This is a genomic window from Paenibacillus jepli (assembly GCF_047238105.1).
Classification (GTDB): Bacteria; Bacillota; Bacilli; order Paenibacillales; family Paenibacillaceae; genus Paenibacillus_D.
This window is the reverse complement of the sequence record NZ_JBDFMD010000001.1, coordinates 7,198,530-7,212,004: the sequence shown is the minus strand read 5'-3', so window position 1 is coordinate 7,212,004 and position 13,475 is coordinate 7,198,530. Positions and strand designations below refer to the sequence as shown.

Sequence of the window (13,475 nt, the reverse complement as noted above, 5' to 3'; positions counted from 1 at the left end):
TCTGGGTAAAACCTATATTGTCACGTATGCGAAACTGAACATGCTTGCGGCAGCCCGCCCTCCGCTCTCCGGTTGTTTCGGCCAGTTGATAAGGGCAAAAATGCATCTGTTTTCTCGTTTTTATCGAGAATTTCGGTCCACAGTTGTAATAGTGCATCTAATGGGAGTGGATACTCCATCATATTCCATTTTCGAGCGATTTAGATGTACATTTGCAATTAGCAAAGGTAAATGGTAGGTTGTGGGTGCTTTTAGATGCATTATTACACTTGCTGGAGCCGAAGTTCGGAGCTATGCCCATTAATAAGTTGCATGCACTTAACTTGGGCTCAAGATTTACACCTTACATACTCGACCCATTGCTTATGAAACTCTGACTCCGGCATCTGGAAGATCTCATCGAAACCGTTAGGATTTCTAATCAATTTGTTTAAAGCATCTATCCCATACCGTGCGATTCGGACACTTCCCGTCCGGAAGCGCTCGCTGATCATGGTTGTATAAGATGATTTAGCTTCCTGCCGATCGCAGGGTTATGAATTGCAGCTGATCCGACCCAAGGACGAGTGCGACGTGATGAAATGAACTCGAAAATTCATATTTATTCTGGCGCTCAGCGGTAAAATCGCCAAATGAACACGATATTTCGTGTTTATTTCGACGTTTTGCTGAATAATGGCGAAATGAATATGAAATTTCATATTCGTTTTGCCAGCGCCGAAGACGAGATAACTTTTCATACCCAAGCTCCGCCTTATGCATCCTCAAATAACTTCTCGCCGCGGTGCAGCCGCCACGCGATTTTGGCTGTATGCGGCGTCTCTCGCGAAGTGGGGGCATGGGCCGCCAAATAACGCGTTACCGCGAGGATCAGGGTCTCACGAGCTTTTTCCGCAAGCGGTCCTGCATCATCAGCCCAACGATCATACTCGGCCACGGCTGCTTCATACATCTGGAAGGAGTGGATCTCGGCATCCTCGCGCAGCAGTGCATGCCCCAAGACGTTAAACAATGGCTCCGGCTTCCCGCCGCTGCGCAAATAACGGGTCACCCATGCTGCTGCGGGAGCCACCTGCTGTTGTTTGTCGAGCATCTCCAGCAGCTCATCAGGCTGCGGCACGCCCCCGGTCTCTTCACTTGCGGCGGGTCGCGGTGCACTCGGGATGTTGAGGAAGCGGTCGAGATAGATGGTCACCGCCGTATGGAAGATGCCCCGCACAAGCCAGGGATTGGCGGAACGAAGCAGTCCTTCATGAACGGCATGCGCATGGGTAAAGGTGTGGAGCACCGAGATCCAGTCGCCGAAATCGTTTTGCGTATGGAAGCGTACGACCCGCTCCGCGGCAGCAAGCGCAGTGAGTTGAGCAAGCCGCACCGGTGAAGCACCGCCGAGCAGCGCTTCTTGCAGCAGGCGGATCGTACGCAGCGGCTCATCGCCGAGCAGCGCCCCTAGCAGTTCCTCCTCATCGATGCTTTCGCCCTCCCCGCCGGCTGACCTCCCTTTATCGTCCAACACTTTAAAGGCGGCCATCAGCGGGTCGACCAGATTGACCGGAGACTGCCAGCTGTGCAGCTCCTCGCTGCGCGAGGCGTCCCTGAACATCGGGATGAGCGATGCAAGGACATGATCAAGCTGGTCATGCCCGACAATCTTCAAGCTCTCGAACGCTTTGTTATGGAAATCCAGCGTATGGCCGCCGTTCACATAGAAATGGTCGGTCGCCGCCATACTCATCATTGTGAACAGGTCGCTCTCGTCTGCGCCAGCCTGCACGGCGGTCAGCAGCACCCGCTCTGCGCCTTGGGTATCCCGGACCTCGATACAATCGCGATACCATTGCCGCAGCCGCTCCCTCGATACGTCGCCGGGCAGAGGAGCAAGGAGGAAACGCGTTCCGCTGCCGGCCGCGTCACGCGCCGTGTGCAGGAGGCCTTGGTACAACGCCAGGATCCGGCCTTGCTTGTCGAGCTTGGGCAGTACATTTGTCATCGCGGTCAGGATGGTTAAGCCGGAGCCCCACCCCTGCCTGCGGTGTTTGACCCCAAATTCAATACCGATCGCTGCGATGTCTGCTTCAGCGACACCCGCTTCGATCAAGCCGACGATCGCCTTGGCGATGACAAGGCCGATATTTTGCTCCAGGCCGCTCTCCAGTCGGTCTTTGTAATGCTGGACCTGGCTGCCGCTCCGGGCATTCGGGTTAACCCATACCGAACCGTCCTGGACGGTCCAGTCGTGCACAGGCACATCGTCCGCCCACGGATCCAGGGTACCGCCGCTGCATACATCGAATCGCGCGTGATGCCAGTGGCAGGTCAATATGCCGTCGCACAAGCTGCCCATATGGAGGGGAAACCCGAGGTGGGGGCAACGGTTGTCGAGCGCATGCAACGTATCCTCATGATAAAAAACGACAATGCCGCCCTTGATCAGCTTCGGACCTTGACCGCGAAGCTCTTCTAACGTACCTGCCTGGATCCAACCTTTCATGAGAGCGCCTCCATTACCGGTTATTTATTTCCTCCCTTAGTTTATATCCTATTCTTCTGACTTTGTAAACATCATTGTTTGTAAAGTTAGTTGCAGCGTTGAGGCTCGACTAACCCATGAACATGGCTGCTAAGGAGATCAGGATGCCGGTCAACCCCATCGCCAGACTGCTGTATGCGCCTTGCAGCTCTGAATCCCGCAGCACTTTGGCCGTGCCGATCCCATGGGCTGCCGTACCCATCGCCACCCCGATCGCCAGATCGGTATGGATGCCTATCCGACGAAGACACCATACCCCGACCATACTCCCGAACAGGCCGGTCAGCACGGTCAGCACGGCTCCCAGCTCTGGGATCCCGCCGAGCCGACCGACAAGCTCGATCGCGATCGGAGCCGTAGCCGATTTGGGCAGCGTGGTGAACAGCAGCTCGTCAGAACCGCCGAACGATCTGATCAACAAGGCGTTCGAGGCAAAGCCGACGAATACGCCGACGCAGATCCCCGCTGTGATCGGCAGCAGCTGATCGCGGATCAGCGCCCAGTGTCTGTGAAGCGGAACCGCAAGCGCCACGGTAGCCGGTCCCAGCAGGAAGGTAATCCATTCGCCGCCGGCCATGTAATGCTCGTAAGGGATATCCAGGAGGAGAAGAATGGCGATGATCGCAAGCGAGCAGGTGAACAACGGATGCAGCCACCTGAACCTGAGGCTGGCTTTCATCGACAGCATATAGATGACGACGGTTAGTGCCACCCCGAATACCGGAGCCATGAACAGCTCATCCATGCACATCCGTCCCCTTCACTCTCTTCTTCTCCAGTACAAATGCGGACCAGCCGCCAGCGACCAATACGAACAGGGTCCCCGCCGTTACGGCCGAGCCAATCGCCAAGGGATGGCCGAGGATGACATCCGCATAGACCATCGTGCCCACGACAATCGGAGCAAAAAACAGCATCATGTGGGACAACAACAACTGGGCGGCGTCCTTCATCCATTCGAGCTTTACCCATCCTAACCGGAGCGCGGCCAGCAGCATCAGCATGCCGATGACATTGCCGGGGAGGGGTATGTTCAGCCCATGCTCCATCCCCTCGCCGGCAGCCCAAAAACCGATCAACCAGGCAAAACCAAGCATCGTCTCCCCCCTTTCACTATCCTATTCGTGATTTGGTGCCGAACCCCCTTTAATTGTGGTTTTTCAGAAAAGACGATGTTACCCTAGCTTTCGTTTAAATGCTCTGCTGGCGAAGAAGTAAGCAATGACCATAATGCCGATGCACCAGGCAATCGCAATCCAGATATCGCCATCAAACGCACCTTCATACAGGAGAGCACGTATGGCATTCACGATCGATGTAACAGGCTGGTTCTCAGCGAACGCTCGGACAATCTTAGGCATGGTGTCAGTGGGGACAAAGGCCGAACTGATAAACGGCAGAAAAATCAACGGATAGGAGTAAGCTGTCGCTCCTTCCATAGACCCCGCTGTCAATCCGGGAATGACCGCCAGCCAAGTCAATGCCAGTGTGAACAACCCCAGGATCCCTGCTACCGCCAGCCACTCCAAGAGATTAGCGTGGGAACGGAATCCCATCAACCATGCGACGAGAATCACCATCCCAACAGTAAGCGCATTGGAGACAAGCGAGGTCAACACGTGAGCCCACAATACCGAAGACCGCTTGATAGGCATCGTAATGAATCGCGACATCAGCCCGCTCTTGACATCTGTAAATAGCCGTACGGAAGTGTAAGCGACTCCGGAAGCGATAGCCATCAGCAAGATGCCCGGCACTAAATAATTGACATAATTGTCCGTGCCTGTCTGAATAGCGCCGCCAAACACGTAAACAAACAGCAGCATCATCATAATCGGCGTAATCGCCACCGTAATGATCGTATCCGGGCTGCGCAGGATGTTGCGCATCAATCGCCCTAGTAATATCCCTGTTACGCTTTTCATTCAGATCTCCCCTTTTTTACTAGTGATTGCTAGAAAAATCTCTTCCAATGTCGGCTGTTTCTCCACATACTCCACTTTCGCTGGCGGGAACATCTCTTTGAGCTGCCCAAGGGTTCCCGTAGTTATAATGGTTCCGCCATGCAGGATCGCGATACGGTCTGCCAGCTGCTCGACTTCCTCCAGGTACTGAGTGGTCAGCAAGATTGTCGTACCGCCTGCGGCAAGCTCCTTGACGGTATGCCAGACTTCCATCCGTGCCTCGGGATCAAGTCCTGTCGTCGGCTCGTCGAGGAAGATGACAGCCGGCGTGCCAATCAGGCTCATGGCAATGTCGATCCGGCGTTTCATGCCGCCCGAATACTGGTCTGCCCTGCGATTGGCTGCATCGGTCAAGCTGAATCGAGCAAGCAGATGGTCAGCCACTTGCGCAGGATCGGATACGCCTCGCAACTTGGCGATCATGATCAGGTTCTCGCGGCCGGTGAGCATGCCGTCCAAGGCTGCGAACTGCCCAGTCAGGCTGATGCTCCGGCGGACACCATCCGGCTCACGTTGGACGTCAAAACCGCAAATTGTTACTTCGCCTCCATCTTGCTTCATAAGCGTTGAGAGAATGTTTACCGTTGTCGTTTTGCCCGCTCCGTTTGAACCGAGCAAGGCAAAAATTTCACCCTCCTGCACCTCAAAATCCACGCCATTTAACACTTGCTTGCCTTGAAAAGATTTTTTTAACCCTTTTACAGAAATGGCTGAATTATTCATTGCCTTATCCTCCTATTTACACTATTAAGTCTGACTGATAATCTGTATAACTTAGTACTGGGCCGAAAAATAAACTGAATAGCAAGGTCGGCAAACCGCAATTCTGACAGCTAATCAGTTAAGGTGAGAGTTGATGTGAAATGAAATTAGTCTTTTCTCAAACGCTGTAGAATACTTTGATTCAGGTCTTCGCGATACTTGGCGACATAGGTTTTAGCGTTTGCGACAAGTTCATCGGCAAAGGCTGCCACGTCTTCTCCAGTGATCTCCAGCACTTGTCTGCCATCCGCCGCGCCGGCTTCGAACAAATCGATCAATTCATACTGTATATGAAGCATATCCGTCCCATTGCCCGACGAGAAATTCCACATGTAGGTTTGAATTTTTTTGAATACAAACTGGTAGTCTTCCGGCAGGGCGTCAACCCGTGCCATCATCAATTTGTACTCTTTCTTATCGCCAATCATTTTTTTGAACAGGTCGATCATGTTAGTATTCCTCCCTTTTCAAGCTGTTGATTTTAGAAGAAACAAAATCCCACTTTTTCCAAAATGATTCGAGCTCTTGGCGACCATCTTCATTCAACGTATAAAACTTGCGTGGCGGACCCATATCTGACGGTTTCTTTTCGATGTTCACAAGGCGCTTTTTCTCTAACCGGACCAGGATCGTATAGACCGTGCCTTCTACGACTTCAGTAAATCCAAGCTCGTTCAGTCGACGGGTAATCTCGTAGCCATACGTTTCATGACGGCTGATAATCTCCAGCACACAGCCCTCCAGCGAACCTTTCAGCATTTCTGTTAAGTTATCCATCATAGGAGCCTCTTGCCGCGTCCCTCCTTTTAGAAGCTAAGCTATTAAGTAACACTGATTACATGTACATTGTATTACTAAGTAGTGGAGAATGTCAACACTAAATTTATACATCACCAAGTGAATGATGACCTCGATACGATGCTTCTCACCCTATTCGACATCGCCAGTCGTTTTCCTCGGCATCCCTCGCCCCAAAAATGAGAAAAGCCGCCAAGCGATGGCGGCTTTAGCCTTGAAATCTTGATCGTTTGATCATCCGTCCAGCAGACGGCGACCACCTGGTGAACAGCACATGCAGGAGTCCGGCGAGCAGACATGAGCTAAGGCCGGGCATGAGCTTGTCCGGTACGGCATAGAAGTAGATGGCAGCCAGCGCAACTGCGGCGAATGCAGACAGGTTGAACCCATAATAATAACGGTAGATGCCATCCCCCCGCGCCAGCGCATCCACGTCAATCCGCTGCTTGTGCACGAACAGGTAATCGACGACCAGGACCCCGGCCAGCGGGACGGCAAGGCCGCCCAACGCGTGGATATAGACGGCCGCGTGATCGATGATCCCCGGATACAGGCAGATCCCGCTGGATACCAGACCGAAGATCCCCGTCGTCTTCATGCGGTTCATGGCGGGGAAGGCATTGAGCAGCGACATCCCTCCTGTGTAGGCATTGTTCAGATTGATCGCGCACAAGCTGACCAATACGCCGGCCAACATGAGCAACTGAATGACCAAAGATTCATTTAACGCGCTGGCCGCAACGTATGGATTCCATTCGCCTGTTGCGATCGCGCCATAAGCGACCAGACTCGCAGTCACGGCCATGCCGACCGCACTGCCGGTGACCAGACCGAGGAAGGCGTCTCTGCGATGCCGGGCATATCGGCACAGATCGGAAGAGCCGGAGATCGCAGGCACGTACTGGGCGAAGGCCAGCCCGGCGTATAACAAGAAGGTGCCAAGGGAACGATCACCGCCAGCAGCCGCGACGCTGGCCCATTGGAAGGGTGCGGCTTCGGCTGTCAGGAACTCCCAGGCCAGCACAAGCATGACTAGCAGCATCACCGGGAAGATCAAGCGAACCGCGAGCCTCACCGTCTTGTAGCCCGCGATTGCCAGCACCGTCATCACTGCCGCGAACAGAAGCGACAGCCACATGAGATTCACAGCGACCCCAGTAAGACGCTCTAGCATAAAGCGTACGACTACGGCGGCGCCAACCGACTGTACCGAGAACCAATAGACGGCGATCAAAGCCCGCAGCAGAGAACCGAAATAACGGGAACCGTTGATCCCAAGGATCATGCGGGCTGCGAACTGTCCAGGAATCCCGTAATCGACACCGGGAAAGGAAAACAAAGCGACCAGCAGAAAGGCAAGCAGGTTGCCCGCGACCATGCTGCCGACCGCCCACCCAAAAGACAAGCCGCCTTGCAGGACGGCCAATGCCGGAAGCAGGAAGTTGCCGGCATTAAATGAAAACGAAAACTGCAGTAAGAAGTAATCGCGCCAGGTAGACGTGCGTTGCCCGGCGGGGACCGGTTCGAGCCCGATCTTCTCTATAAAGGCCAAATCTTTTCCCTCAATTCGTAGAATTGGCCACCCTCATGTGAGTTGGAAGGAGCCATTATGTCATCTGGCACGCGCAGCTACTTGCTCTTGATCTCATCGACATGGAACATCTGATCGATCCGCGGCTCATAATCCAGGCTGTCGCTCATGCCCATGAAGCTGACGTCCTGATAAAGATAAATATAAGGCATCTCCTCGGCCACGATCTGCTGGATCTCTTTGTACTGCTCGGCACGCGAGTCTGGGTCCATGTTCACGGCAGCTGCGTCCAGCAGTTCGTCAACGCGGGGATTGCTGTAGCCGAATGCTGCAGGCTGGTAGGTTGAATGAAAATGTCCCAGCGCATGGGAAGCATCAAACAACGTATTGTTCCAGCCGGTGAACAGCAGCTCTTTGTTCTCGCCGTTCGTGCGGACACTGACGTAGTTGCTCGCCTCCAGCAGATCAAGGTTCACCTTGATGCCCACCTCCTCCAGCATGCCGGCGATGACCTGAGCGGTGTCGCTGTCAGCGTAGGATCGGCCTTGGGATGAAGTCAGCGTAATCTCCAGATTGTTGTTGTACCCTGCTTCAGCCAACAGCTCTCGCGCCCGCTCGGGGTCATAGCGATACGTATCGTACAAGCTCTCGTCAAATCCGAAGGTGCCGGGTACGGGACGTGTGCGTGTCGGCGTTCCTTCGCCATTGGCGAATATATCGCTCAGCACCTGATTGTCGATGGCATAGTCGATCGCTTGCACCACGCGGGGATCGGACGTCTTGAACTGCTCGTTCTGGTTGACATAGAGCATCCTTACCGTCGTCGTATCCGATTTGATGACCGATGTCCCGTCATTGTTGTTCACCCGGTCCAGATCGGTCGGCGGGATCGAGCTGGCGACGTGTACGCCGCCGGTCATCAGCTCGGCAACACGTGTCGAGGTCTCCATAATCGTCCGGAATACAACCGTGTCCCACTCGGAGACATCGCCTTCGAAGTAGTCGTCGAACTTTTTCATCGTCATCCGGTCGCCCTTCAACCATTCGACAAACTCATAAGGGCCGCTGCCTACGGGGTGCTGCTGGAAAGCGTCCCAGCCGTTCTCTTCGATATAATTCTTAGGGAAGATGCCGGCCGCTTCTCTGGCCAGCCGGTAAGGCAGCGCCGGGTCAGGGCCATCCGTGATGATCTCGAAGTTCAGCGGATCCAGCACGTTTACTTCCAAGATTGACTTGAAATTGGCATGCTGCACCAGTTTATTGTCGTGGGCGACCCGCTCCAGCGAGAATTTCACATCCTCCGCAGTCAGGGGATCGCCATTATGAAACAGGATATTGTCCCGCAGGGTGAAGGACCAGGTTGTGTCATCCAGCGCTTCGTATGACTCTGCCAGATGCGGATGCAGCGTCCCCTCATTGTCCCGCTTCAGCAGATAGCTTTGCAGGTTGACCATGACGCTCTCCGTGGAGATGGCTGTGGTGCCGTGGGTATCCAGTGTGTCGATATCCTGTGAGAGTGCGATAACCAGCGTCCCGCTCCCTGCAGCACCGTTATCGGATGTATTGCCGTTGCCTGTATCTGCCTGTGCCTCGCCAGTTTGTTCTGTACCGCTGGTATTGTCGTTGCTCGCTCCCGAGCATGCCGCCAGCAGCATTAACGCCATCGCGGTCAGGAAGACTGCGGCGATTCGTTGGACCTTCTGTTTTGTCTTTTGCATGTTGCTTCTCCCCCTCCGTTGATCTCGCCTATTTTATCTTGGTCCTTCCATTAATAGGAGCCGACAACCTTCAGATCTTTTTGACGCGGGTAGTGGCAAGCCGCGAGATGACCGCCATAATCACCGGTTTGAAGCGTCGGCGCCTCACTCTTGCACAGGTCAGTCGCATAAGGGCATCGGGTATGGAAGGTACAGCCTGGCGGCGGGTTGACGGGGCTCGGCAGATCGCCCTCGAGGATAAACTGCTGCCGCTCAGACCGCTGTGTGGGATCGGAGATCGGGATCGAGGCGAGCAGCCCTTCGGTGTAGGGATGCATCGCCTGGTGGAACAATTGTTCCTTGGCAGCGATCTCCACGATCTTCCCCAGGTACATCACGGCGATGCGGTCGCTGATATGCTTGACCGCAGGCAGCCCGTGGCCGATGAAGATGTACGTCAGCTTCAGCTCCTTCTGCAGGCTGGAGAGCAGATTGAGGATCTGAGCCTGGATCGAGACATCCAGGGCGGACACCGCCTCGTCGCAGATGATCAGCTTCGGCTTGAGCGCCAGCGCCCGGGCGATGCCGATCCGTTGGCGCTGCCCGCCGCTGAATTCATGCGGATATCGCTTCGCATACGCCGGGCTGAGTCCGACCATATCCATCAGCTCCGCGACTCTCGCGTCGATCTGCGATCCTTCCAGCACGTGATGGGTGAGCAGCGGCTCGGCGATCAAGTCGCGGACCTTCATCCGCGGATTGAGCGAGGCATAGGGATCCTGGAAGATCATCTGGATATCCTTGCGCCGCTCGCGCATCTGGCGGGCGCTCAGCTTCAGCAGATCCTCGCCTTCGAACAGCACTTCGCCTGCAGTGGCCTGCATCAGCCGGAGGATCAGACTGCCGGTCGTCGACTTGCCGCAGCCGGATTCGCCGACGATGCCGAACGTCTCGCCTGTGTATACCTTGAAGCTGATGCCATCGACAGCCTTGAGCCGGGCAGGATTGCGGTTGAACCAACCCTTCCCGACCTCGAAATGCTTGGATAATCCTCTAACCTCCAGCAGCGGCTCTTCTTTTAAACTCCTCATGCAACTCCACCTCTCCTTCCTGATGCAGCCAGCATCGCACTTGAACGCCTGGCCTGAGCATCTTCAATTGGGGTGCTTCTGTCTGGCATATGTCGCGGGCGACCGGGCAGCGGGGATGAAACCGGCAGCCGCTCGGCATGTTGGACAGCACCGGCACGGTGCCGGGTATCGACTCCAGCTTCTTCCTGACCTCCTCGATCTTGGGCGTGCTGTTCATCAGGCCCTTGGTATAAGGATGCTTGGGCGAGCGGTAGATCTCGTACACATCGCCCTCCTCTACTACCTGGCCAGCATACATGACGATGACCCGGTCAGCCATCTCGGCGACGACGCCAAGATCATGGGTGATTAGCATAATCGAGGTGTTCAGGTTATCACGGAGCTCCTTCATGAGCTTCAGGATCTGCGCCTGGATGGTGACGTCGAGCGCGGTCGTCGGCTCGTCAGCGATGAGCAGCTTGGAGCCGCATGAGATAGCGATGGCGATCATCACGCGCTGCCGCATCCCGCCGCTCAGTTCATGCGGATAGGCATGATACACTTGTTCGGGACGCGGGATGCCGACCTGGCGCAGCATCCCGACGCTCTGCTCCTTGACCTCGCGTTTGGACAGACGCTTGTGCCGGGTGAGTACCTCGGAGATCTGCAGCCCGACTGTGAGCAGCGGATTGAGCGAGGTTAGCGGCTCTTGGAAGATCATCGCCATCTCCTTGCCCTGCAGCTTGCGGAGCTGCCGCTTGGACAACTTGGTCAGCTCCTGATCCTCCAGCCAGATTTCGCCCCCGGCGATCTCTCCCGGCGCTTCGATCAGACCCATGATCGAAAACGACGTCACACTTTTGCCGCAGCCGGACTCGCCGACGATGCCGAGGATCTCACCCGCATCGAGCCGGAAGGAGACATCGTCTACCGACCTTACGATGCCATGCTCGGTTCGGAACTGCGTCTGCAGGTGCCGGACCTCCAACACCTTTTGCCGATTGATCAACGCCATCACCCCATATCGTCGATTATTCAGACTGCCCTCAAAATAAAGCCTCAAGGTAACGGATCGTTCTTCCGATCGCTGTTGTTCCCAGATTACTCGATTTTGGACCCTTTTAAGGGGGGAATCCGGGACAGCGTATGCTTCCGAAGTTAGCTTTTCTGCGAAAAGCTTTCAGGCGAACGCTTCGGAGCTTATGCTCCCGAAGTCGCTTTCTTCCAGAAAGCGTTGACCAGAATCGATTCCGCACCTTAGCGGCGCCCCTGGGCCTTCGGGTCGAATACATCGCGCAGCCAATCGCCGAAGAAGAGAATGCCGAGTACCGTTACCGCGATGGCAAGCCCAGGAAAGGTAGCGATCCACCAGGACGTTGCGATATAGTCCCTGCCTTCATTCAACATATAGCCCCATGTGACGATCGGAGGCTGGATCCCGAGTCCGAGGAAGCTGAGCGAGGCCTCCAGCACGATATTGCCGCCGACGCTGAGCGTGGAGACGACGATGCAGGTGGAGATCAGATTCGGGAAGATATGCTTGCGCATGATGGTACGGTCGCGTGTCCCGATCGAACGGGCCGCTCGGATGAACTCCCGCTCCTTCAAGCTCAGCACCTCAGCTCGGATCAGCCGGGTATAGGCAATCCAGCCCGTTATCCCCAGGACGATGATCAGGGTCGGCACGCTGGTGCCGAAGACGCCGACGATGACCAGCATGAACAGGATGTTCGGGATCGCCATGTTGGCATCGACGATGCGCATCACGATGGCATCGAACCACCCGCCGCCATAGTAGCCGCACACCACTCCCAGCGTGATCCCGATCGCCGCCGAGATGATGACAGATGCGCCGCTGACGAGCAGCGTAATCTGAGACCCGTAGATGATACGGCTGAGGATATCCCGTCCCAGATGGTCGGTGCCCAGCAGATGGGCCATGGAGCCGCCGTCTGCCCAGAACGGCGGGACCAGACGATTGCGGGCATTCATCAGCGTGGGATCATAAGGGGCGAGCAGCACGGAGAAGAGCGCTGTAAGTGCGACCAGCACCAGGATGACGAAGCCGAAGGTGCCTGTCTTGCTGCGCAACAGCAGCCGCATCCAGCGGACGAGCGGGTGGATCGTCCGTGCAACCTCATAGCTAACTTCCGGCTTTAGCGTCTCAGTATGCGAATGCACCTCTGACCCCCTCCTCTCCTATTCGTATTTGATCCTTGGGTCGATGAGACGGTAAGCCATATCGGCGATAAAGTTAAGCAGGATAATCGTAAACGCGCTTACGAACACCACCGCTTGAACGACGGCCATATCCCGCAGGCTGATGGCCTTGACGAGCAGCTGGCCCATGCCGGGCCAGGCAAACACGGTCTCCGTGATGATCGCTCCGCTGACGATCACCGAGGCCTGCATGGCCGTTATCGTGATGACCGGAGCCAAGCAATTGCGGAACGCATGCCGATAAGTGATCAGAGACCGCGACATCCCTTTGCTCTTGGCCGTCCGGATGTAGTCCTGTCCCAAGACATCCAGCATGCTGGAGCGGATGAGACGTGTCAGCTCTGCGGCCGTCCCGGTTGCCAGCGTAAAGGCTGGCAGGATCAGGTGCATCACCGTCCCGCTGCCGGACACCGGAAACAGCTGGAAGGTAACGGAGAAGATCAGGATCAGCATGATGGCAAGCCAGAAATTCGGGATCGCTTTGCCGATCACAGAGGCGCCAGAGATCAGCAGGTCCCATGCCGTATTTTGCCGGGTTGCGGATAGGATGCCGAGCGGAATCGCGATGATAATCGCGATCAGCATCGCGACCGATCCGAGCAGCAGCGTGTTAGGCAGCTTCTCCAGGACGATCTGGAGCGCATCCTGCTGGTAAGAGAACGAGGTGCCAAAGTCTCCTTGCAGCAGCCCCTTCATATACAGGCCATACTGGACGAAGAAAGGCTGGTTCAATCCGAGCGACTCGCGCAGCTCCTCGATCTGTTGCGGCGTGGCATTGTCCGAGATCATCAGCGCCACGGGATCGCCAGCGATGAAGATCAGGAAGAAGACAAGAAAAGAGATGATGAACAACACGGGGATGACCTGCAGCACATATTTGAGAAGATAGTTTTTCATTGCGGC

General features: G+C 55.5%; 13 protein-coding genes. All 13 read right to left on the bottom strand.

Annotation, left to right across the window (positions count from 1 at the left end):
- Positions 1–754 precede the first annotated feature (754 nt).
- The 13 genes from ABC336_RS30965 to ABC336_RS30905 all read right to left on the bottom strand — a co-directional run bounded on the left by ABC336_RS30965 (position 755) and on the right by ABC336_RS30905 (position 13,469).
- A complete protein-coding gene (locus ABC336_RS30965) occupies positions 755–2,491 on the bottom strand; it encodes a Rieske (2Fe-2S) protein (RefSeq protein WP_413242340.1) in 1,737 nt (578 codons plus the stop codon).
- 109 nt (positions 2,492–2,600) lie between these two features.
- A complete protein-coding gene (locus tag ABC336_RS30960; protein ID WP_413242339.1) occupies positions 2,601–3,275 on the bottom strand; it encodes an LrgB family protein in 675 nt (224 codons plus the stop codon).
- Positions 3,268–3,627, bottom strand: coding sequence for a CidA/LrgA family protein (locus tag ABC336_RS30955; protein ID WP_413242338.1), 360 nt, complete (start codon positions 3,625–3,627; stop codon positions 3,268–3,270). Before ABC336_RS30955 ends, ABC336_RS30960 begins: the two co-directional genes overlap by 8 nt.
- Before the next feature lie 78 nt (positions 3,628–3,705).
- Entirely contained in the window at positions 3,706–4,455 is a 750-nt protein-coding gene (locus ABC336_RS30950) for an ABC transporter permease (RefSeq protein ID WP_413242337.1), read from the bottom strand.
- Complete coding sequence (locus ABC336_RS30945; RefSeq protein WP_413242336.1) at positions 4,456–5,217, bottom strand: ABC transporter ATP-binding protein; 762 nt, start codon at positions 5,215–5,217, stop codon at positions 4,456–4,458. It lies immediately after the preceding gene.
- Positions 5,218–5,363: 146 nt separating this feature from the next.
- Complete coding sequence (locus ABC336_RS30940) at positions 5,364–5,705, bottom strand: DUF1048 domain-containing protein (protein ID WP_413242335.1); 342 nt, start codon at positions 5,703–5,705, stop codon at positions 5,364–5,366.
- A 1-nt stretch (position 5,706) separates the two neighbouring features.
- Complete coding sequence (locus ABC336_RS30935; protein ID WP_413242655.1) at positions 5,707–6,033, bottom strand: PadR family transcriptional regulator; 327 nt, start codon at positions 6,031–6,033, stop codon at positions 5,707–5,709.
- A 229-nt stretch (positions 6,034–6,262) separates the two neighbouring features.
- Positions 6,263–7,606: a purine-cytosine permease family protein gene (locus tag ABC336_RS30930; protein WP_413242334.1), complete on the bottom strand. Its 1,344-nt coding sequence runs from the start codon at positions 7,604–7,606 to the stop codon at positions 6,263–6,265.
- A gap of 77 nt (positions 7,607–7,683) precedes the next feature.
- On the bottom strand, positions 7,684–9,303 hold the full coding sequence (locus ABC336_RS30925; RefSeq protein WP_413242333.1) for an ABC transporter substrate-binding protein: 1,620 nt from the start codon (positions 9,301–9,303) through the stop codon (positions 7,684–7,686).
- A 50-nt stretch (positions 9,304–9,353) separates the two neighbouring features.
- Complete coding sequence (locus ABC336_RS30920; protein ID WP_413242332.1) at positions 9,354–10,373, bottom strand: ABC transporter ATP-binding protein; 1,020 nt, start codon at positions 10,371–10,373, stop codon at positions 9,354–9,356.
- Positions 10,336–11,367, bottom strand: a complete 1,032-nt coding sequence (locus tag ABC336_RS30915) for an ABC transporter ATP-binding protein (RefSeq protein WP_413242331.1) — start codon at positions 11,365–11,367, stop codon at positions 10,336–10,338. Before ABC336_RS30915 ends, ABC336_RS30920 begins: the two co-directional genes overlap by 38 nt.
- Positions 11,368–11,609: 242 nt before the next feature.
- The gene (locus tag ABC336_RS30910; RefSeq protein ID WP_413242330.1) at positions 11,610–12,533 is read right to left on the bottom strand and encodes an ABC transporter permease; all 924 of its coding nucleotides are present in this window, start codon (positions 12,531–12,533) and stop codon (positions 11,610–11,612) included.
- Positions 12,534–12,551: 18 nt separating this feature from the next.
- Complete coding sequence (locus tag ABC336_RS30905; RefSeq protein WP_413242329.1) at positions 12,552–13,469, bottom strand: ABC transporter permease; 918 nt, start codon at positions 13,467–13,469, stop codon at positions 12,552–12,554.
- Positions 13,470–13,475 lie beyond the last annotated feature (6 nt).

Excerpts from the sequence above, each read along its gene's own strand:
- ABC336_RS30935 (WP_413242655.1), bottom strand. The coding sequence starts at position 6,033 with ATGGATAACTTAACAGAAATGCTGAAAGGTTCGCTGGAGGGCTGTGTG.
- ABC336_RS30940 (WP_413242335.1), bottom strand. The coding sequence starts at position 5,705 with ATGATCGACCTGTTCAAAAAAATGATTGGCGATAAGAAAGAGTACAAA.
- ABC336_RS30920 (WP_413242332.1), bottom strand. The coding sequence starts at position 10,373 with ATGAGGAGTTTAAAAGAAGAGCCGCTGCTGGAGGTTAGAGGATTATCC.
- ABC336_RS30905 (WP_413242329.1), bottom strand. The coding sequence starts at position 13,469 with ATGAAAAACTATCTTCTCAAATATGTGCTGCAGGTCATCCCCGTGTTG.
- ABC336_RS30950 (WP_413242337.1), bottom strand. The coding sequence starts at position 4,455 with ATGAAAAGCGTAACAGGGATATTACTAGGGCGATTGATGCGCAACATC.
- ABC336_RS30955 (WP_413242338.1), bottom strand. The coding sequence starts at position 3,627 with ATGCTTGGTTTTGCCTGGTTGATCGGTTTTTGGGCTGCCGGCGAGGGG.
- ABC336_RS30945 (WP_413242336.1), bottom strand. The coding sequence starts at position 5,217 with ATGAATAATTCAGCCATTTCTGTAAAAGGGTTAAAAAAATCTTTTCAA.
- ABC336_RS30965 (WP_413242340.1), bottom strand. The coding sequence starts at position 2,491 with ATGAAAGGTTGGATCCAGGCAGGTACGTTAGAAGAGCTTCGCGGTCAA.
- ABC336_RS30925 (WP_413242333.1), bottom strand. The coding sequence starts at position 9,303 with ATGCAAAAGACAAAACAGAAGGTCCAACGAATCGCCGCAGTCTTCCTG.
- ABC336_RS30960 (WP_413242339.1), bottom strand. The coding sequence starts at position 3,275 with ATGGATGAGCTGTTCATGGCTCCGGTATTCGGGGTGGCACTAACCGTC.
- ABC336_RS30915 (WP_413242331.1), bottom strand. The coding sequence starts at position 11,367 with ATGGCGTTGATCAATCGGCAAAAGGTGTTGGAGGTCCGGCACCTGCAG.